This window comes from uncultured Devosia sp. (genome assembly GCF_964244875.1).
Lineage (GTDB): Bacteria > Pseudomonadota > Alphaproteobacteria > Rhizobiales > Devosiaceae > Devosia.
Genome location: NZ_CAXTKA010000001.1, coordinates 427,847 through 447,429 on the forward strand (window position 1 = coordinate 427,847; position 19,583 = coordinate 447,429).

The 19,583-nt window shown below is 65.1% G+C and carries 21 protein-coding genes; 11 read left to right on the forward strand and 10 right to left on the reverse strand.

Features of this window, described 5'->3' with window-relative positions; all coding sequences use genetic code 11:
- The first annotated feature begins 49 nt into the window (after positions 1-49).
- Positions 50-670 carry an invasion associated locus B family protein gene (locus tag ACFE8X_RS02050; RefSeq protein WP_375449866.1) on the forward strand — a complete coding sequence of 207 codons (621 nt, stop codon included), beginning with the start codon at positions 50-52 and terminating at the stop codon, positions 668-670.
- Positions 671-687: 17 nt separating this feature from the next.
- A complete protein-coding gene (locus tag ACFE8X_RS02055) occupies positions 688-945 on the forward strand; it encodes a PilZ domain-containing protein (RefSeq protein ID WP_375449765.1) in 258 nt (85 codons plus the stop codon).
- 226 nt (positions 946-1,171) lie between these two features.
- Here ACFE8X_RS02055 and ACFE8X_RS02060 read toward each other — a convergent pair whose 3' ends face one another.
- Positions 1,172-1,432, reverse strand: coding sequence for a hypothetical protein (locus ACFE8X_RS02060; protein WP_375449766.1), 261 nt, complete (start codon positions 1,430-1,432; stop codon positions 1,172-1,174).
- Positions 1,433-1,579: 147 nt separating this feature from the next.
- Here ACFE8X_RS02060 and ACFE8X_RS02065 point away from each other — a divergent pair, with 147 nt between their 5' ends.
- Entirely contained in the window at positions 1,580-2,470 is an 891-nt protein-coding gene (locus ACFE8X_RS02065) for a LysR family transcriptional regulator (protein ID WP_375449767.1), read from the forward strand.
- Between the two features lie 53 nt (positions 2,471-2,523).
- Here ACFE8X_RS02065 and ACFE8X_RS02070 read toward each other — a convergent pair whose 3' ends face one another.
- Positions 2,524-3,894: a glutamate--cysteine ligase gene (locus ACFE8X_RS02070; protein WP_375449768.1), complete on the reverse strand. Its 1,371-nt coding sequence runs from the start codon at positions 3,892-3,894 to the stop codon at positions 2,524-2,526.
- A 73-nt stretch (positions 3,895-3,967) separates the two neighbouring features.
- Positions 3,968-4,717, reverse strand: a complete 750-nt coding sequence (locus ACFE8X_RS02075) for a 16S rRNA (uracil(1498)-N(3))-methyltransferase (protein ID WP_375449769.1) — start codon at positions 4,715-4,717, stop codon at positions 3,968-3,970.
- A gap of 177 nt (positions 4,718-4,894) precedes the next feature.
- Between ACFE8X_RS02075 and ubiA the strand changes: the two genes are divergently transcribed.
- Positions 4,895-5,833 carry a 4-hydroxybenzoate octaprenyltransferase gene (gene ubiA / locus ACFE8X_RS02080; protein WP_375449770.1) on the forward strand — a complete coding sequence of 313 codons (939 nt, stop codon included), beginning with the start codon at positions 4,895-4,897 and terminating at the stop codon, positions 5,831-5,833.
- Positions 5,834-5,939: 106 nt separating this feature from the next.
- Here ubiA and ACFE8X_RS02085 read toward each other — a convergent pair whose 3' ends face one another.
- The gene (locus tag ACFE8X_RS02085) at positions 5,940-6,452 is read right to left on the reverse strand and encodes a DUF6101 family protein (protein ID WP_375449771.1); all 513 of its coding nucleotides are present in this window, start codon (positions 6,450-6,452) and stop codon (positions 5,940-5,942) included.
- A gap of 320 nt (positions 6,453-6,772) precedes the next feature.
- Between ACFE8X_RS02085 and ACFE8X_RS02090 the strand changes: the two genes are divergently transcribed.
- Both ACFE8X_RS02090 and ACFE8X_RS02095 read left to right on the forward strand, forming a co-directional pair.
- Positions 6,773-7,579, forward strand: coding sequence for a 3'(2'),5'-bisphosphate nucleotidase CysQ (locus tag ACFE8X_RS02090; RefSeq protein WP_375449772.1), 807 nt, complete (start codon positions 6,773-6,775; stop codon positions 7,577-7,579).
- Between the two features lie 43 nt (positions 7,580-7,622).
- Complete coding sequence (locus ACFE8X_RS02095; protein WP_375449773.1) at positions 7,623-7,862, forward strand: DUF4170 domain-containing protein; 240 nt, start codon at positions 7,623-7,625, stop codon at positions 7,860-7,862.
- A 16-nt stretch (positions 7,863-7,878) separates the two neighbouring features.
- Here the strand turns inward: ACFE8X_RS02095 and ACFE8X_RS02100 are convergent, their stop codons facing one another.
- The 3 genes from ACFE8X_RS02100 to xseA all read right to left on the reverse strand — a co-directional run bounded on the left by ACFE8X_RS02100 (position 7,879) and on the right by xseA (position 10,966).
- Positions 7,879-9,024, reverse strand: coding sequence for a hypothetical protein (locus ACFE8X_RS02100; protein WP_375449774.1), 1,146 nt, complete (start codon positions 9,022-9,024; stop codon positions 7,879-7,881).
- Between the two features lie 3 nt (positions 9,025-9,027).
- Positions 9,028-9,249, reverse strand: a complete 222-nt coding sequence (locus tag ACFE8X_RS02105) for a DUF2093 domain-containing protein (protein WP_375449775.1) — start codon at positions 9,247-9,249, stop codon at positions 9,028-9,030.
- Between the two features lie 97 nt (positions 9,250-9,346).
- Positions 9,347-10,966, reverse strand: coding sequence for an exodeoxyribonuclease VII large subunit (gene xseA / locus ACFE8X_RS02110; protein ID WP_375449776.1), 1,620 nt, complete (start codon positions 10,964-10,966; stop codon positions 9,347-9,349).
- A gap of 240 nt (positions 10,967-11,206) precedes the next feature.
- Between xseA and purD the strand changes: the two genes are divergently transcribed.
- The gene (gene purD / locus ACFE8X_RS02115; protein WP_375449777.1) at positions 11,207-12,481 is read left to right on the forward strand and encodes a phosphoribosylamine--glycine ligase; all 1,275 of its coding nucleotides are present in this window, start codon (positions 11,207-11,209) and stop codon (positions 12,479-12,481) included.
- 96 nt (positions 12,482-12,577) lie between these two features.
- Positions 12,578-13,450, forward strand: coding sequence for a patatin-like phospholipase family protein (locus ACFE8X_RS02120; RefSeq protein ID WP_375449778.1), 873 nt, complete (start codon positions 12,578-12,580; stop codon positions 13,448-13,450).
- Here ACFE8X_RS02120 and ACFE8X_RS02125 read toward each other — a convergent pair.
- Positions 13,447-13,911, reverse strand: coding sequence for a nucleoside deaminase (locus ACFE8X_RS02125; protein WP_375449779.1), 465 nt, complete (start codon positions 13,909-13,911; stop codon positions 13,447-13,449). The genes ACFE8X_RS02120 and ACFE8X_RS02125 overlap by 4 nt on opposite strands.
- Positions 13,912-13,916: 5 nt before the next feature.
- The gene (gene fabV, locus ACFE8X_RS02130; RefSeq protein WP_375449780.1) at positions 13,917-15,092 is read right to left on the reverse strand and encodes an enoyl-ACP reductase FabV; all 1,176 of its coding nucleotides are present in this window, start codon (positions 15,090-15,092) and stop codon (positions 13,917-13,919) included.
- A 155-nt stretch (positions 15,093-15,247) separates the two neighbouring features.
- On the opposite strand from fabV, the gene mutL reads away from it, so the two are divergent.
- The 3 genes from mutL (at position 15,248) to ACFE8X_RS02145 (ending at position 17,706) form a co-directional block, all read left to right on the forward strand.
- Positions 15,248-17,041, forward strand: coding sequence for a DNA mismatch repair endonuclease MutL (gene mutL / locus ACFE8X_RS02135; RefSeq protein WP_375449781.1), 1,794 nt, complete (start codon positions 15,248-15,250; stop codon positions 17,039-17,041).
- A gap of 65 nt (positions 17,042-17,106) precedes the next feature.
- Complete coding sequence (locus ACFE8X_RS02140; protein WP_375449782.1) at positions 17,107-17,388, forward strand: type II toxin-antitoxin system RelE/ParE family toxin; 282 nt, start codon at positions 17,107-17,109, stop codon at positions 17,386-17,388.
- A 12-nt stretch (positions 17,389-17,400) separates the two neighbouring features.
- Positions 17,401-17,706, forward strand: a complete 306-nt coding sequence (locus tag ACFE8X_RS02145; protein ID WP_375449783.1) for a HigA family addiction module antitoxin — start codon at positions 17,401-17,403, stop codon at positions 17,704-17,706.
- A 3-nt stretch (positions 17,707-17,709) separates the two neighbouring features.
- Here the strand turns inward: ACFE8X_RS02145 and edd are convergent, their stop codons facing one another.
- Complete coding sequence (gene edd / locus ACFE8X_RS02150) at positions 17,710-19,524, reverse strand: phosphogluconate dehydratase (protein WP_375449784.1); 1,815 nt, start codon at positions 19,522-19,524, stop codon at positions 17,710-17,712.
- Positions 19,525-19,583: the final 59 nt, after the last annotated feature.

The following is a 19,583-nucleotide window of genomic DNA, read 5'->3' on the forward strand; positions in this document are numbered from 1 at the left end:
TCATAATGCGCCCCGCACGGGGCGGAATGGCCTCATCGCCGCCGCACTTATGAGCCCATATCGCCCGCAAACCGGGGCTTGGTTGACAGGGCCTCATGGCTGTCCGAAACAGACAACAGTCCTCGCGCATGCGCGATTCGAGGGGAGAATTGATCGAGTGAAGGCGATTTTGAAGCGCAATCTGGTGTTAGCCGGCCTTGCCGCGACGATATTGGCGCTTGGCGGCAGCGCCGCGAGCGGGCAAGGCGTGGTCCGCGCCCAGTTCGGCGACTGGCAGATGAGCTGCGATACGCCTCCCGGCGCCAGTTTTGAGCAATGCGCCATCATCCAGAACGTCATGGCCGAGGACCAGCCCAATGTGGGGCTGTCGGTGATCGTGCTGAAGACGGCCGATCAGCAGGCGCGGCTGTTGCGCGTGCTGGCGCCGCTGGGGGTGCTGTTGCCCAACGGACTGGGCTTGAACGTGGACGGCAAGGACATGGGCCGCGTCGCCTTCGTGCGCTGCCTGCCCAATGGCTGCGTGGCCGAAGTGGTGCTGGACGATACCATGATCCAGACCCTTTCGAGCGGCACGGACGCGATTTTCGTGGTGTTCAAGACTCCGGAGGAGGGCATTGGCATTCCGGTGTCGCTCAACGGCTTCAAGGATGGTTTCGCGCAACTTCCATAGCGTGTCGAGATTGGGTGATGGACGAAGAAGAAAAACGCAAGATCGCGCGGCGTCGGGTGCTCAAGGGCGCCAAGATCGTGATCAATGACGGTTTTTCGACTTTTGCCTGCACCGTGCGCAATTTCTCGGAGATCGGCGCCAATCTGCGCATTGCCAGCATCATCGGCATTCCCGAGCAGTTCAAGCTGGTGCTGGACGACGGGCAAAGCTTTAATTGCAAGGTGATCTGGCGGCGCGAGAGCGAATTGGGCGTCAGCTTCATCGCGCCGCAATAAAAAGCCGGACAAGCGCACGCGCCCATCCGGCAAGTTTTCAGGAAACAAGGCCGGTGGCAAAACCGGCCCGGGAGATGGCACGAGCGGTCCGGACGGACAATTCATGCCAACGCTGAGGCACATGGCGCGGGCCATGGGCAAATTCAAGCGCGACGACCCTTGAAGGGCCAACTGTCGCTGTCCGTCTCGTGCGCGCCGGTTTCGGCGAAATCGTGGCGCAAGCGGGCTAGAGGCGCGCCCTGGCGGCGCGTGCGGCATTGAGGCGATGGCCCAGCCCACTGCCCCGGGCCTGCAAGGCGTCGAGTACATCGCGCCGGTCGATGCCCAAATCATTAAGCCGGGCGTGATCGAGTTCGAGCAAAGCCGCCAGCGCGGTCCGTCGGGTTCGCGCGGCCTGGGCCTTGGCAAGCCAGCGGGCAAACTTGGCAAACGGATCGGCGGGCATGGCGGCCGCGTGGGGCCGCTCGCCAAACAGCGAGAGAGCCATGGGAAGTCTCGAAAATGTGGTTGTGCCGGGGGAGACCGGCGCGGTCCAGCACCGTTTTGGTGCCGATGGATAGAGCAATATCGTGCTGGACATCTATTCGTCTAACAAATAGATTTCATCCAACCGATCAATTTCAGTGATGATGCGATGACTGCTCCCCTCGATCTGGACCAATTGCAAAGCTTTTGCGCTATTGCCGATTGCGGCAGCTTTACCGAAGCGGCGCGGCGGGTGAACAAGACCCAGTCGGCCGTGTCGATGCAGATCAAGCGCCTGGAGGAGCGTTTGGGCCACCCGCTTTTGACGCGCGACGGGCGCAGCGTGGCGCTGACGCAGCATGGCGAGGTGCTTTATGCCCGCGCCCGCAAGATGCTGCGCACCAATGCCGAGATTCTCGACCATTTTTCCAAGGGCGACCTGACCGGCTCGATCCGCTTCGGGGTTCCCGACGATTACGCCGTGCGCCTGTTGCCGGTCATCCTGTCCAGCTTCCAGCGCACCCATCCCAAGATCGGGGTGGATGTCGCCTGCATGGCATCGGAGCAATTGCTGGAGGGCATGAAGGCGGGCAAATACGATCTGATCGTCTTCACGCAGGGGACCGATCAGAATTTCGGCGAACTGTTCCGCACCGAAAAGATGTTCTGGGTCGCCAGCCATGGCGGCCGGGCGCTGGCGAGCGAGCCACTGGCGCTGGCCAGCGGATCGCAGACCTGTATCTGGCGGACGGAGGCGGTGGAAGCGCTCAACCGTGTCGGCAAGGATTACCGCATCGCCTATACCTCCTCGAACGCTACGGCGATTTCCAGCGCGGTGCTGTCGGACCTCGCCGTTGGCTTCCTGCCCGAAAGTGCATTGCAGCCGGGCATGCGGGTTCTGGGCGACGAGCAGGGCATGCCCCGGCTGGCCGACGCCCAGATCGCCCTGATGCGCGGCAGCCATGCCTATGGCGGCATTTACGACGTCTTGGCCAACCACATCGTGCAAAGCATGGGCAACCTGAATACGCGCGCGGTCGCGGCACAGGCGGCGGAGTAGTCATTGGGTGAGTGATAGACCGAGGAGTGACGGTTTAGCCCCGATACTTCCGCTTAAATCTCCGCCGCCTTGAAGATCCGCGTCAGATCCCCGTTCCACGCGCCGCGATACAGGTCCAGCCAGCGGTCGGCGGGGGATTTGGCCAGGCGGATGGTTTGCTCGAGCGGGGCCAGATGGATCGTCTCGTCATTGCCTTGCGCGTTGCGAATATCGCGCCGCACCAGGCCTGCTTCGGCGATGCCGACGGCCTGGGCGGCAATGTCGTAGAGGTTGGAGCGATCGAACGGGGTGGCGAGGCCCAGGCGCGGAACCTCGCGGCGCATGTGTTCGCGCTGTGCCTCGGTCCAGGGCTTGACCATTTCCCAGGCCGCTTCGAGGGAGATATCGTCATACAGCAAGCCGACCCAGAAGGCCGACAGCGCGGTGACCGATTGCTCGTCGCCCATGTCGGCGCCGCGCATTTCGAGGAACTGCTTGAGCCGCACCTCGGGGAACAGGGTCGACAAATGATCTTCCCAGTCCTTGATGCTGGGCTTTTCGCCCGGCAATTGGGGCAGCCGGCCTTCGAGGAAAGCCCGGAAATTCTCGCCGGCCACGTTGACGTATTGCTTGTTGCGAATGACGAAATACATCGGCACGTCGAGCGCGTAGTCGGCATATTGCTCGAAGCCGAAGCCCTGCTCGAAGGCAAAAGGCAGCATGCCGGTACGGGCTTTGTCGGTGTCGAGCCAGATGTGGCTGCGAAAGCTCAGAAAGCCGCTGTCCTTGCCATCGACGAAGGGCGAATTGGCGAACAGGGCGGTGGCCACCGGCTGCAGGGCAAGCGAGACGCGTAGCTTCTTGACCATGTCGGCTTCGGAGGAAAAATCCAGATTGGTCTGCACCGTGCAGGAGCGGAACATCATGGAGGTGCCCAGCGTGCCGACCTTGTCCATATAGGGCGCCATGATGGCATAGCGCGATTTGGGCATGGACGGAATCTGGCCGACCGACCAGAGCGGCGTCACGCCCAGGCCCAGGAAATGGATATCGAGCGGGGCGGCGACATCCTTGGCGATGCGCAGATGCTCAGCGGTTTCGGCCGCGGTGCCGTGCAGATCGATCTGGGGCGCGCCCGACAGTTCGAATTGCCCGCCGGGCTCCAGCGAGATGCCGCCGGCCACGCCGTCATTGCGCAGGCCGATGGGGTTATCGCCATCGTAGAACGGCTCCCAGCCGGTCTGCTCGGCGACGCCCGTCAGCAGGGCATGGATACCGTCGGGCCCGTCATAGATGACGGGCCGCAGCGGATCGGTGTGGAAAACGTGCTTTTCGTGTTCGGTGCCGATGCGCCATTCGCTGGCGGGTTTAGCGCCCCTTGCCATTGCCTCGATCAGGTCGGCGCGTGATTCGATGGGAGGCGAGGAAGTGTCGGCGCCGGCCATAGGGTCCTCTGGTGTTGAGGGGTCAGGAAGTGCGCGCGACCATAACGCCCACTCCGCTGAAAGCAATCGCCTTTTATCGCCAATCGCCGATGGTCGCTTGAATCACCGCCAGCGCGGCGACGGCGGCGGTATCGGCCCGCAAAATCCGGGGGCCCAGACTCACCGGCACGACGAAGGGCTGGGCTCGCAAGCGTTGCCGTTCAGCATCGGAAAACCCGCCCTCGGGGCCGATCAGCAGCCCGACGGGATTGCCCTTGAGCGCAGCAAGCGCCTCCAGCGGGGAGGACGAACCCTCCCCCTCATCGGCCAGGACCAGCAGCCGGCTGCCCTGCTCGCCTGCCCAGCCATCGAGCAGCCGGTCGAGCGTGACCTCGCCACACACGGTGGGCACGCTCAGCACCTCGCATTGCTCGGCCGCCTCGATGGCATTGGCCACCAGCCGCTCGTGCTTGAGCCGGCTCACCTGGGTAAATTGGGTCAGCACCGGCTGGATCACGCCGACGCCCATTTCGGTGGCTTTCTGGATTCCATAGTCGAGTCGCTCGGTCTTGAGCGGGGCGAAACCGTACCAGAGATCGGACCCCGGGGTCTGCGGCGCGATCTGCTCGACGGCGTGCAGTACCACGGCCTTCTTTGCATCACCCGTCAGCCGGCAGAGCCAGGCGCCGTCGCGGCCATTGAACAGCACGACCGTATCGCCAACCGTCTTGCGCAACACGGCGGCAAGATAAAGCGACTGCTCCTTGCCGAGCGTGATCGGGGTGTCCTGCCCCAGGTCGGGCTCGACATAAAGGCGCGGCAGGCTGGCATGGGTGCGGGGCATGGGTCTGGTGAGTTGCGCGGGGCCGATGGCGCAGTTAGGACTGAAGCGGCCATGGATTCAAGACCGGGCTTGCGCTCGGGAACACCATTCCCTTAGGCGGAAACCCCGTCTCGGCCTGGTGCATGGGCGAATGGTTTCCCCGCTTCGCGGGCATGACGTGGTGATGTGGGACGGACAATGAGCGACACCAATTTCCCGCGACCCGGCAAGGTCGCCGATGCCCCAGCCGGCAATTGGGTGGATCAGTACGCGCCCCCATGGCTCAAGCCCTATGCGCGGCTGGCGCGGTGGGACCGGCTGCTGCCGTTCTGGCTGCTGTTCTGGCCATGCGCGTTCGGGTTGTCGCTGGCCAGCCTTGCAGGCGCCGGATTGGGCCTGCCATGGCGGGAAGCGATCCTGATGCTGTTCGGTTCGGTGGTGATGCGGGGCGCCGGTTGCACCTTCAACGACATCGTCGATCGCGATATCGACACCAAAGTGGCGCGCACCCGCTCGCGGCCTATTCCTTCGGGCCAGGTCAGCGTGCGCAATGCGGCGATCTTTCTGGGGCTGCAGGCGCTGGTGGGGCTGCTGATCGTGCTGCAGTTCAACATCTTCACGATCATCCTGGCCATCGCCTCGCTGGCGCTGGTGGCGATCTATCCGTTCATGAAGCGGGTAACGTGGTGGCCGCAGGCGTTCTTGGGCCTGGCTTTTTCCTGGGGCGCGCTGGTGGGCTGGAGCGCGCTGATGGGTGGGCTTTCGGTGGTGCCGCTGCTGCTGTATTTCGGCTGCATCCTGTGGACCATCGGCTATGACACCATCTACGCCATGCAGGACGTGGAGGACGATGCGCTGGTCGGGATCAAATCCACCGCGCTGCTGTTTGGCCGTCGTGCGCGGGCAATCGTTGCGGGATTTTATGCCGCCGCTTGGCTGTTCTGGCTAGCCGCCGCGATCATGGCCGGCGGGGGCATCCTGTATTTCGTGCTGTCGCTGGTGCCGGCGGGATTGCTGGCCTGGCAAGTGCAGTCGCTCGATGCCAGGCTGCCCGGCAATGCGCTGGCGCGTTTTCGATCCAACCACCTGGTGGGCCTGGCGCTGGCGCTGGCGATGCTGGCCGAATGGGTGTGGTAGCCTCCTGCTAAACGAAAAGACCGGCCGCACCACCGACCGGTCTTTCGTTGCTTTGGAGGCAGGGTAGAACGCGTGGGAGCGGCGGGGGCGCCGCTCCAAAAGGGGTTTAGTTGGCTTCCTGGCCGGGCTTGCGGCGGTTGAGGAAGCGCGGGCGACGATTGGCGGCCGCCGCCATTTTGCGGCGGGCAGCGGAGGTGCCCAGGGCCACCCCGTCGACCTGCTGCGAATAGGGCAGGTAGTTGCCGTCACCGGCCTTGATCAGCAGCGGCAGGCGCAGTTTGCGGCCCCAGTTCTGCCACTCGGCGACGACGTTGTGATTGCCCATTTCCTCGAACACCTGGTAGTTCAATTCGCTGTCGCCATGCACCAGCTCGATGGAGGACAGCAGCACGCCATCCTCGGAAATATTGGTGGAAACGGCGACGCCGATGAATTCATCGACCGGCACCTTGATCTTGATGGCGACCCCGCTCTTTTCGAGCTGTTTGCGCACGGTCACGGTCTTGACTGGTTGCTTGGGGCCATTGTCGTTGGCCGCCACGAAGCGCTTGTCCGTCACGGCCGGCCGCCCGAAAGCCAGCACGACCGAGGCACCCTCCATTCCCACGCTTTGAACCATCTGAAACTGCCTTTCTGTCAACTTCGAGAGCTTGTTGGCGCTCTCTTTAGTGGGCTCACCATAGCGCGTCCCGTTACCCGCCAGCTTAATCCGTTCGGTTAAGTTTATGTTGTTTTCCGAGAGGGTTAGCAGTGTCTGACCAGGTGTAGGAAGCAATTAACCGGGTCTGATTGCGACACGTTAACCAGCCGGTTTGGTACAATCGGGCGCGTTCGGCCGCTATGTCCTTGAGGATGCAGCGACAGCCATCAACCGGTGTTGATGCAGCACCCGCGCCCTGCCCTTGTCCAAAGCGCGGCGCACGCCTAAAAGCCAGCGCAATGACCAAGCCGCTCCCCACCGCCACCGAGGATCTGGAACTGCTGCGCTCCTGTGCGGTGGCGGCGGGCATCATCGCCAGCGGCTATTTCCGCCATGACGTCAAGACCTGGACCAAGGAGAATGCCTCCCCGGTCAGCGAGGCCGATATCGTGGTCGACCGCTATTTGGCGGCGACGCTGCTGGCGGCGCGGCCAGGTTATGGCTGGCTGAGCGAAGAGACGGTGGACAATCCATCGCGCCTCGGTTGCGATCGCGTCTTCATCGTCGATCCGATCGATGGCACGCGCGGCTTCATCAATGGCGAGGACAGCTGGACGGTGTGCCTGGCCGTGGTCGAGCATGGCGTGCCCATCGCCGGGGTGGTCTATGCGCCGGCGCGCAACGAGCTCTATGACGCCATTCGCGGCGGCGGGGCCCGTTTCAACGGCGCGCCGCTCGTCCGGCGACGGCGCGCTGGCGCAGCGCCGCTGATACCGGCGCCCGGGGCCGTGCACCAGGAGATGCAGGCGGCGGGGCTCGACTATGTGCGGGGACCGGCCTATCCATCGCTGGCCTATCGGCTGGTGCAGGTGGCGACCGGCAAGATCGATGCCGCCGTATCGCGGCGCGGCTCGCAGGATTGGGACATCGCGGCGGCGGCATTGATCCTGGACGAGGCCGGCATCGGCTTTGCCGATGTGTGTGTCGGGTTCCCCCAATTCAACAAACGAGATGTGCGCCACGGTGCGCTTGCGGCGCTTGGCGACATGAGCTTACAACCGCTGGTGCATGCGGCGCTGATCAAGGTTTACGGCTGTCCCGGCTAGAGCCGGCGACGCAAGGCCCAACCCCATAAAACGGACGACAAAGATGGCAACCGATTCTCCCAAGCAATTGCTCCATCTCGTGATCGGCGGCGAGCTGTCGAGCATCGAGGGCGTGACCTTCTCGGACCTGGGCGCCGTCGACATCGTCGGGCTCTATCCCAATTACGCCACCGCCTATGCGGCCTGGAAACAGAAAGCGCAGATGACCGTGGACAGCGCCCAGACGCGCTATTTCATCGTGCACCTGCATCGGCTGCTGGAGCCGGAAACGCACAAGGAATAATCCTTTCCGACCAGCGCTACCCCAGCAGCGCGCCGATGATGGCCTCCACCGCGCCAGGGCCGCCGATGCGGTCGCGACCCAGCCGGCCCAGCCGCATGCGATCGGCGGGCTCGGCCAGCAACTGGGCCAGCATGTCGCCGACGGCATCGACCTCGGCGGGGACCACCACGCGGGCCTCCCCGAACAAGGCCTGCTCGTCGCGAAAGCGCGAGCGGCGGTCGCGGGGATTGAGGAAGGTGATGGCGGGAATACCCGATCCCAAGGCCTGCACGGTGGCCGTTCCGGCCTGCGACAGGACCAGGTCGGACTGCTCCAGCAAATTGCCCATCGCGCGGCCGCGCGCCATATGCACGTTGAGGCGGCCATCGGCCAGTTCGCCCAGGTCATCGGGGTCGGCGCTGAGCGTGGGGGTGCGCTGCAGGCCTGCCTTGCGCGCCAGATCGTCGATGGTAACGCCGCCCGCCACGGCAAGGAAAATGTCGGGCAAGGTGGCCGCGTCGAGCTTGCGCAAAGCGGCGATCTGCAGGGCGAAGCTTTCGGCGGTCAGTGCCCTGCTGCCCGGTAGCAGGGTGACCGCCAGCGCCCGCGCCCGGCGGCTGGCCGCGTCGTAGTGACCGTGCGGAATGCTGTCCATCATCACGTTGCCGGCGCAGCGCGCATCGATGCCGACAGCGCGCAGCGTAGCGGCCAGGTTGTCGGCGCGGCAAAAGACGGTCTTGCAGCTGGCCTTGATCGCCCAGCGCTCCAGGGTCGAATACAGCCGCGCCGCGCCGGTTTTATAGACATCGAGATAGAACAGGTCGCGATGGCCGGTGGTCTGGCAGGCAAACACGCCCACCATGTCGCCGACGATGACGACGCGATCGTAGCTGCCGCGGATATGGCGCAGGAAGCGCAGTGCCGGCGGTATCGTCCCCAATCCGCCGGTGGTGAGGTCGCGGCGCAGCGAACCCTTGACGTTGCGCCAGCCCTCCGAGGCCAGGGCGGCGCGGGGGCCGACCACGGGGCAGATATGGACATAGGCCGCGCCGGAGCCGATCATCGGATAGGCCTCGGCGGCGACGCTGTCGGGCAGGCGGCTAATGATGGCCGCGGCGATCGCATCCTCGCCATGACCGTTGGAAACAAACAGCAATCGGGATCGGCCGGACGCTACAGCCACGCCTCAAATCCCGCGGCCGAACCGTTCGAGCGCCTGGTTGGCCACCACCGCATCGGCATAGGCTTCCTGGCGGTCGACGCTCCAGTAAAACAGCTCATCGAGCGGGATGGGCTTGCCGGTCAGGGCACAGCGCACGAAGCTGCCCGGCTTGATCACGACATAGTCACCGTCGAGATAGCGCACCACCGCCTCGGCGGGGGTAAAGCCCTTGTCGAAAATGTTCATGGCACAATTCCTTGCTGGCCAAGGCTATAGACCATCATGAAAAAAAGTGCGACGCGGTTTTCGGCGCGGGGCCGCGAAGGCCGAGGGGCGGGGCGGCTCAAAACAGGCTTTCCTGCGGATCGTCGGGGCTGCGAGAGCGCGGCTTTTTCCGTTGTGGCGCATAAGCGCCGGCCACGACAACCGGGACGGTCTGCTCGTCGGCAAGGCGGATGGTCAGGGGATCGCCGGGGGCAAGGCCAGCGCTGCTTCTGACCAGGTGGCCGTCGGCGTCGGTGACGATCGCAAAGCCGCGCGCCAGAATGCTGTGATATCCCACCGATGCCAGCAGCTTACCCGCCTGTTCCAGCGCGGATCGTCGCTGCGTCAGACCCGCGCCGAAACCGGCCAGCAGACGCGGTGACAGCGGCGCCAATTGTGTGCGGGTCTGGCGCAATTCGGCGCGGAGCACGGTTGGCGACAGCTTGGGGCCGAGCGCTGCCAAGACGCTGCCCTTGCGCTCGAGCAGCAACCGCGCCGAAACTTCCAGCCGCCCGGCGCGTGGATCGTAAGTCAACCGCGCGCGATCGATGGTCTGGCGCAGCCCGGCCCCACCGCGCATCGCCGCATTGGCCAGCCTCGTGCCCAGGTCCAGGCTGCGCCGCTGCAACACCTGGGGCCCCAGACGCGGCTCGATCCGGGTGAACCGGACACGCTGGCCTTGCACCGAATGGCGCAGGCAACTGAGCAGGTTGGTTGCCGCATGGTCGAGGCGCTGGCGCTGGGTGGCCACCAGATCGGCTGGCCGCGGCAATCCCGCCACCGCCGCCCGCAGCCGGTCGCGGGCGCTGGTGGACAGCCGCCGCGCCGTCTGGCGCTGCCGCGATCCCAGATCGTCGACATAGCCCACCAGTTCTGCCCGCACCGGCACCGCCGCCTCGGCCGCCGCTGTCGGCGTGGGCGCCCGCATGTCGGCGGCATAATCGATCAGGGTGGTATCGGTCTCGTGGCCGACGGCCGAAATCACAGGGATGCCGCTGGCCGCCACGGCGCGGACCACGGCTTCCTCGTTGAAGCCCCAGAGATCCTCGATCGAGCCGCCACCGCGCGCCACGATCAACAGGTCCGGCCGGGGAATGGCGCCATCGGGCCGCATGGCGTTGAACCCCTCGATGGCGTTGGCCACTTCGGGGGCGCAGGTATCGCCCTGCACCCGCACTGGCCAGACCAGCACGTGGCTGGGGAACCGGTCCGCCAGGCGATGCAGGATATCGCGGATCACGGCGCCCGTCGGCGAGGTGATCACCCCGATGACGCGCGGCAGATAGGGCAGTTCGCGCTTGCGCTCGCGGTCGAACAGGCCCTCGGCCAGCAGCTTCTTGCGCCGCTCCTCCAGCAGGGCCATCAGTGCCCCGGCCCCGGCCGGCTCGATATTGTCGATGACGATCTGGTACTTGGACGAGCGCGGAAAGGTCGTCAGCCGCCCGGTGGCGATGACTTCGAGCCCTTCCTCGGGCTTGAAGGCCAGCCGCGCCCAATTGCCCTTCCAGACCACGGCGTCCATCGAGGCGTTCTCGTCCTTGAGCGTGAAATAGGCGTGGCCCGAGGAATGCTGGCCGCGAAAGCCCGAGATTTCGCCGCGCACCCGCACAGAGCCGAACTCCTCCTCGACCGCGCGTTTGACTGCCTGGGCAATCTCGGAAACGGTATATTCGGCAGCATTGGTGAGGGTTTCGGCCATGGCTGTGTGGTGCGCCATCGGGGCGGAGGCGTCAAGAGTTGGCGACAGCGGCGCACTGGGCTCTTGCTCCCCCTCTCCCCTTGTGGGAGAGGGACAGGAATTCTGCGTCCAGCAGAATTCCAGGGTGAGGGGTTCTGCACAAGCCCATGCTTTGCTGCCTGCAACAAGCCCCCTCATCCGCCCTTCGGGCATCTTCTCCCACAAGGGGACAAGGGAACCACCGCGAGCCAGGAGAACTATATGCGCGTCCTGATCATCGGCTCCGGCGGCCGCGAGCATGCGCTGGCCTGGAAAATCGCGCAGTCGCCGCTGTTGACCAAACTGTTCATCGCGCCGGGCAATGGCGGCACCGGATCGGTTGCGGAAAACGTCGTTATGGACATCGCCGACCACAAGGCGGTCATAGATTTTTGCAAGCTGATAGCGATCGATTTCGTCGTCGTCGGCCCCGATGCGCAAGTCGTGGCCGGGCTTGGCGATGACGTACGCGCCGCCGGGTTTACCTGCTTTTGCCCGAGCAAGGCTGCGGGGCAGCTCGAAGGCTCCAAGGGCTTCACCAAGGCCTTGTGCGACGAGATGGGCATCCCCACCGCCGCCTATGGCCGCTTCGATGATGAAGCATCGGCGCTCGCCTATCTTTACGCCCATGGCGCGCCCATCGTCATCAAGGCCGATGGCCTGGCCGCCGGCAAGGGCGTCACGGTGGCGATGAGCGTGGAAGAGGCCGAGGAAGCCATCATCGACTGCTTTGCCGGCGCGTTCGGTGCCTCGGGCGCCTCGGTGGTCATCGAGGAGTTCATGCAGGGCGAGGAGGTCAGCCTGTTCGTGCTCTGCGATGGCGAAAACATTCTGCCGCTCACCACGGCACAGGATCACAAGCGCGCATTCGATGGCGACAACGGACCCAATACCGGGGGCATGGGCGCCTATTCGCCGGCTCCGGTGCTGACGCGTGCAGTGTATGAAGAGGTCCTGGCCAGGATCATCGCGCCCACCGTGCAGGGCCTACGCGCCCGCGGCACCCCCTATCAGGGCGTGCTTTATGCTGGGCTGATGCTGACCGAAGAGGGGCCCAAGCTCGTGGAGTACAATGCCCGCTTCGGCGATCCGGAAACGCAGGCGATGGTGCTGCGCCTGCAGTCGGACCTGCTGCAATTGCTGGTGTGGACCGCCACCGGCGACCTGGCGGGCCGCGAGGTGCGCTGGAGCGACCGCTATGCCCTGACGGTGATCCTGGCCACCAAGGGTTATCCCGGCCCCTACGGCAACGGCTCGGAAATCAGGGGGGCCGACGGGCTCGACAGCGACACAGTGCAGGTCTTTCATGCCGGAACGCGGCGCGAGGGCAAGCGCGTGCTGGCCCATGGCGGGCGGGTGCTGAACGTCACGGCGCTGGGGGCGGATCTGGCGGAGGCGCAGCGGCGTGCCTATGCGGCGGTGGAGCGCATCGATTGGCCGGAAGGCTTTTGCCGGCGCGACATCGGCTGGCGCGAAATCCTGCGTAACCAGGCCTGAACCCTTCGTAAACCTCGCGAGCCTACCCTATCTGTGAACTGCTTTTGCGCAGATACCGGCCCGGCGCCGATCGAGCGCGAGGGCAAGGAGCGGGACATGGCAGGCACATTTTCAGGTCCACGCATCGGTGTTGCCCTGGGCGGAGGCTCGGCGCGCGGGCTTACCCATATTCCCTATATCGAGGCCATGGACGAATTGGGCCTCCGGCCCGCGGTGATTGCGGGCACCTCGATCGGCGCGCTGATCGGGGCGGGTTGGGCTGCCGGGATGACCGGAGCGGAGCTGCGCGAGCATTCCTACCAGGTGCTGGGCACCATGCGCATTATCGCCGGCAAGCTGTGGGCCACGCAATTGCGTGGCCTTGGCGGCATTCTCAAGAATGGCATTTCCATCCAGCTCGATGCCACCAGCATTGTCGACGCGTTCACACCGCCCGGCTTTCCACTGGAGTTCCGGGAGCTTAAAATCCCGCTTTACGTCGTAGCGACCGATTTCCAGTCCTGGCACCAGGTGGTGTTCAATACCGGCCATCTGCGGCCCGCCATTGCCGGCTCGATCGCCATTCCGAGCCTGTTCAAGCCGGTGGTCTATGCCAACCACATCCTGGTGGATGGCGGCGTGGTCAATCCGCTGCCGCTGGACCAGGCCGATATCGACACCGATTTCCTGATCGGCATCGACGTCAATGGCGATCCCTCCCAAGGCATCAGCAAGACCGACCACAAGGCGCTCGACCTGTGGTTCGGCTCGGCTCAGATCATGATGCACTCGCTGACCGCCCACATGATGGCCGCCTATCCGCCCGATATCTATATCCGCCCCCATGTCGGCACGTTCGGGGCCATGGAATTCTGGCGGGTCAGGGAAATCGTCATGCATGCTGAAAAGGAAAAGGACCGCTTCAAGCGCATCCTCGACAGCAAGATCGAAGCCTGGATCGCCAACCGGCAGCCGGTGCTGCCGAGCTAAGGCGTCATGCGTCGACGCAGGCCGGCGAAAAAGTCCTTGAGCAGGGTTTCGGATCGTTCGGCCCCGATACCGCCGATCACCTCGGGCACATGGTGGCAGCTGGGCTGGGTGAACAGCCGCACCCCGTTCTCCACCGCGCCCGCCTTGCTGTCCTCGGCCCCGAAATAGAGCCGCCGCAGCCGGACGTGGGCGATGGCCCCGGCACACATGGCGCAGGGCTCCAGCGTGACGTAGAGATCGCAGCCATCCAGCCGCCCGCTGCCGCGCCTGGCCAAGGACGCGCGGATCGCCAGCATTTCGGCGTGGGCGGTGGGGTCGGCGAGTGCCCGCATGCGGTTGCGCTCGGCGGCCAGCACGACGCCATTCTCCACCACCACCGCCCCCACCGGCGCTTCGCCATCGGCTGCCGCCTCCTGGGCGAGCGCCAGGGCAAGGTCCATGGGTGCGATTGGGGTGGTCATGCCAGTCAGTTGGCGGGAACGACCTGCGGATCGACATCGGCGCTATAATCGACCCCACCCAGGCCGAACCCGAACAGCTTGAGGAATTCTTGGCGATATTTTGGCAGGTCGGCCAGCGCGGGCAGACTCTCGGTCGTCAACGCGGCCCAGCGCTTCTTGAGTTCGGCCTGCACGATGCCGGACAGTTCCCAGTCGTCGACGCGGACGCGGCCGTCTTCGTCGAGCGCGATATCGCCCTGCAGCTTGACGCGGAACAGGCGGTCGATCTGCTCGATGGTGCCTTCGCCAATACCCATTTCATCCATCACCTTGATGAGAAGGGTGCCATAGAGCGGCACCACCGGAATGGCGGAGCTGGCCTGCGTCACCACGGCCTTGAGCGCCACGACATGGGCGGCGTGCGCGCCGAACCGGGCGCGGATGGCGGCAGCGGCGCGATCCAGATCCGCCTTGGCCTTGCCCAGCGTTCCCTTGTGATAGATCGGCCAGGTCAGTTCGCTGCCCAGATAAGTGTAGTTCAGCGACTGGAAACCATCGGCGAGGACCCCGGCTTCGGACAATGCCGCAATCCAGAGTTCCCAGTCTTCGCCGCCCATCACCTTGACCGTGGAGGCGGCCTCCTCCTCGGTCGCCGGCTCGACGGCGATTTCGGAGACTTCGCCGGTGCCGGTATTGAGCGTCTTGGAGGTGACCGCGCTGCCATAGGGCTTGATGGCCGAGCGATAGGTCATGCCGTCCACCGGATCGGTGCGAACCGGGGAGGCAACGGAATAGACGATTAAGTCGACCTGGCCCAGATTGGTCCTGACGGCCTCTATCGCCTCGGCCTTGATGGCGTTGGAAAAGGCATCGCCTTCCACCGTGACCGCCACGCGGCCGGCCGCCTTCGCCCGCTGTTCGAAGGCGCGGTTATTGTACCAGCCGGCGCTCGCCGTCTTGCCTTCGGCCGGGGGCCGCTCGAAGGACACGCCAACGGTGTCGGCGCCACTGCCAAAGGTGGTGACGATGCGCGAGGCCAGGCCATAGCCCGTGGAACAACCCAGCACCAGCACCCGCTTGAAGCCGGACGGAACGGGGCCCTTGACCACGACATGGTCGATCTGGCGCTGCACATTGGTGGCGCAGCCGACCGGATGGGCCGTGGTGCAGATAAAACCGCGAATTTTTGGTTCGATGATCAAGGCAGCGCTCCGCAAAAGATCTGCAACCGCACATAGCAGACGAGCGGTGGTCTGTCACACCGGTGCGAAGAGCACTGCAGCGAAATGTGCAAGAGCGCGAACCGGGTCGGAAACCCTGCGTGTATCGCCTATATTGCGGCCCAGGAGAATCACCCTTGCCCATCCGCCAACTGCCCGAAGACCTGATCAACCGCATCGCCGCCGGCGAAGTCGTCGAGCGGCCCGCCAGCGTCGTCAAGGAACTGGTGGAAAATGCCATCGACGCTGGGGCTGGCCGGATCGTGGTCACCACCGCCATGGGCGGCAAGGGCCTGATCCGCATCGCCGACGATGGCCATGGCATGGACCGGGCCGATCTGATGCTGTCGGTGGCCCGGCATGCCACCTCCAAGCTGGGCGCCGACGCGCTGGACGATATCCGTACGCTGGGCTTTCGCGGCGAGGCGTTGGCCTCGATTGGCTCGGTTGGCGAGCTCAGCATCGCGTCGCGCACAAGTGACGGGGAAAACGGACTTCGGCTCGAGGTCCGCAATGGCGTCAGCCACGGCCCGGTGCCGCAGGCGATGAACCGGGGCACCGTCGTCGAGGTCAAGAACCTCTTCGCCAATATTCCGGCGCGCCTCAAGTTTCTCAAGAGCGACCGGGCCGAGGCCGGTGCCATCACCGATGTGGTCAAGCGGCTCGCCATGGCCAATCCCGGCGTGCATTTCGTGCTCGATGGCAGCGATCGCAGCCCCGCCAACTGGCCCGCCATGGCCGGTGGCGGAGCACTCGAAGCCCGGTTGGCGCAGGTGATCGGCCACGATTTCGCGCGCAATGCCGTGCCGCTGGCAACGGCCCGCCATGGCGTCGTGGTCGCCGGCCTTGCAGGATTGCCGACCTATAATCGCGCCAGTTCGCTGTCGCAGTTCTACTTCGTCAATGGCCGCGCGGTGCGCGACAAGGTGCTCATCGGGGCCGTGCGCGCCGCCTATGCCGACTATGTTTTCCGCGACCGCTTTCCGGTGATCGCGCTCTATCTGGCGATCGATCCGGCCGATGTGGATGTCAACGTGCATCCGGCCAAGGCCGAACTGCGCTTCCGCGATGCCGGCGGCGTGCGCGGCGCGGTGATCCGCGCCATCGGCGAGGCGCTGCACGCGGGAGGGTTCAAGGCCTCGAGCAGCGTGGCCGACGATGTGCTGGGCGCCTTCACGGCGCCTGCCTACCAGCCAGCACCCGAGCCCACGTCCTTCGTGCAGGCCGCACACGGCACCGAATTCGCGCGGCACATGCAGGAGCCGGGCTTCGCCTCCACACTGGCCGGCTTCACCGAACCGAGCGCTCGCGTCGAGATGATGGCCGAGAGCGAAAGCGCCCCAGTCGCGTTCCCCCTCGGCACGGCGCGAGCTCAGATGTTCGACAATTTCATCATCGCCCAGAACGCCGAGGGCCTGCTGCTGGTCGACCAGCACGCCGCCCACGAACGCCTGGTCTATGAGCGGTTCAAGGCCCAGCTCGCCTCCGGCCCGATCGCCAGCCAGGCGCAACTGATTCCCGTCGTCATCGAACTGCCCGAGGAGGACTGCGCCCGCCTCGAAGACGCCGCGCCCGAGCTGGAACGCTTCGGGCTTTATCTCGAGCGCTTCGGTCCACGCGCCATCGCCGTGCGCGAGACCCCTGCCCTTTTGGGGCAAACCGACGTCTCCAGCCTCGTCCGCGATCTCGCCGATGGCCTGGCCGAATGGGAAACCAGTTCGGCGCTGGCCGATCGCATGGATGCCATAATCGGCCGCATGGCCTGCCACGGCTCGGTCCGCTCGGGTCGGCGCCTCCGGGTCGATGAAATGAACGCCCTGCTCCGCGACATGGAGGCCACGCCCCATTCCGGGCAATGCATCCATGGCCGACCGACCTATGTTGAGCTCAAGAAGCGCGATATCGAAAGGCTGTTCGGGCGAAGCCGGTAAACGTATCAGCACTTGATCCGTCGTCTCAATGGCGATAGTATCATCCACAGATACGCGAGGCTGCATTGATAGCATCGTTCAAGGGAAAGTTCAGCGCGGCAGTCGCGACCGGGCGGTGTCCCAAGGGATATCCAGCCGACCTGGTGCGACCGGCTCAACGGCGGCTAGCGGCGCTGATTGCGGCTTCGGAACTGGCGGACTTGAGGGTGCCGCCAGGCAATCGGCTGGAAGCACTCAGCGGCAGTCGCGCGGGTCAACACTCGATCCGGATCAACGACCAGTGGCGCATCTGCTTTCGCTGGAGCGAGGGACGGGCGGAGGATGTTGAAATTGTCGACTACCATTAGAAAGTCTGCACCATGACAGTTCGGATCACGCCGCCCGTTCATCCGGGCGAGTATTTGCGCGAGGAGTTTCTCGAACCGCTCGGGTTGACGCCCTATGGGCTGGCAGGAAAGCTCGGCGTGCCGCGAACGCGGATCGAGCGGCTGGTGCGGGAAGACACCGGCGTTACCCCGGACACAGCCTTGCGGCTGGCCCGGTTCTTCTCGATGACGCCGGAATTCTGGATCAACATGCAGGGCCTCTACGACCTGACGATCACCGAAATGGCGGCCAATGCCGACATCCAGGCGATCGAGCCGATGCGTCTTCCGGCCGCCTGAGCCTTATTGAAACACGCTCGCCCCCCGGTCCGCCACGCCCACAAGGCTCCGGAACCCAGCGAATAACTCCCGACCCATGCCGAAATGCTGCGGCCGCAAGTCCTCGGTGGCCGGGGTGCGCGAGAGCAGTTCGCGTTCGTCGCCGAGGAAGGTCAGCGTGCCGGCATTGGCATCGAGGCGGATCATGTCGCCATCGCGCAGCTTGCTGATGGGGCCGCCGTCGACGGCTTCGGGGGTCATGTGGATGGCGGCGGGCACCTTGCCCGAGGCGCCGGACATGCGGCCGTCGGTCAAGAGCGCGACCTTGAAGCCGCGATCCTGCAAGACGCCGAGTGCGGGCGTCAGCTTGTGCAACTCGGGCATGCCGATGGCGCGGGGACCGGAAAACCGAACGACGGCGATCATGTCGCCATTGAGTTCGCCCGCCTTGAACGCGGCCTGCAGGCCCTCCTGGCCGTGGAAGACGCGGGCGGGCGCCTCGATAACGCGGTGCTCGGGCTTGACGGCCGAGACCTTAATGACCGAACGGCCCAGATTGCCGGTGAGCAGCTTGAGCCCGCCAGAGGTCTGGAACGGATTGGCCACCGTGGTCAGCACCTTGGGCAGTGCCGATTGCCTGGGTGACGCTTCAAAGGTCAGCTTGTCCTCAATCAGCTTGGCCTCGACGGCGTAGCCGCTCAGGCCATTGCCCCAGACCGTCTTGACGTCTTCGTGCAGATGGCCGCTTTCCAGCAGTTCCTGGATCAGGAACCCCATGCCGCCGGCGGCATGGAAATGGTTCACGTCGGCAACCCCATTGGGATAGACGCGGGCCAGCAGCGGGGTGGCGTCGCTAAGATCGCTCATGTCATCCCAGGTGACCTGCAGGCCTGCGGCGGCGGCGATGGCGATCAGGTGCATGGTGTGGTTGGTCGAGCCGCCGGTGGCATGCAGGCCGACCAGACCGTTGACGATGGACTTCTCGTCGATGACATGGCCGACCGGGGTATAGTCGTTGCCCTGCGCGGTCAACGACAGGGCGCGGCGGGTCGCCTCGCGGGTCAGCGCGTCGCGCAAGGGCGTGCCGGGATTGACGAAGCTGGCGCCCGGCAGGTGCAGACCCATGATTTCCATCAGCATCTGGTTGGAATTGGCGGTGCCGTAAAAGGTGCAGGTGCCGGCCGAATGGTAGGATTTGGCCTCGGCCTCGAGCAGTTCGGCGCGGCCGACCTTGCCTTCCATATAGAGCTGGCGGATGCGGCTCTTTTCGTCGTTGGGCATGCCGGAGGGCATTGGTCCGGCGGGCACGAACACGGCCGGCAGGTGGCCGAAGCTGAGGGCCCCGATCAACAGGCCCGGCACGATCTTGTCGCAGATGCCCAGATAGACGGCGGCGTCGAACATGTTGTGGCTGAGCGAAATGGCGGTGGCCATGGCGATCACGTCGCGCGAAAACAGCGACAGATCCATGCCGGGCTGCCCCTGCGTCACGCCATCGCACATGGCCGGCACGCCCCCGGCGACCTGGGCGGTCGCGCCGGTCTCGCGGGCAGCGGCTTTGATGATATCGGGATAGAACTGGTAGGGCTGATGGGCCGAGAGCATGTCGTTGTAGGAGGTGACGATGCCCAGGTTCAGCGTCTTGCTGCCGGCGAGCGCGGCCTTTTCGGCGGGGGTGCAGGCGGCAAAGGCATGAGCGAGATTGCCGCAGGAGAGGCTGGAGCGATAGACGCCGGCTTCCTTGGCGGCGTCGAGCCGGTTGAGGTAATCGCGGCGGGTGTCGCGGCTGCGGGCGGCGATACGATCGGTGACATCCAGGATGGATTGGCGGACAGACATCGGAGCTCCTTTGGTGGAGCCGCTATAGTGGCCGAGGCGGTCGATTGGGGACCGCGACG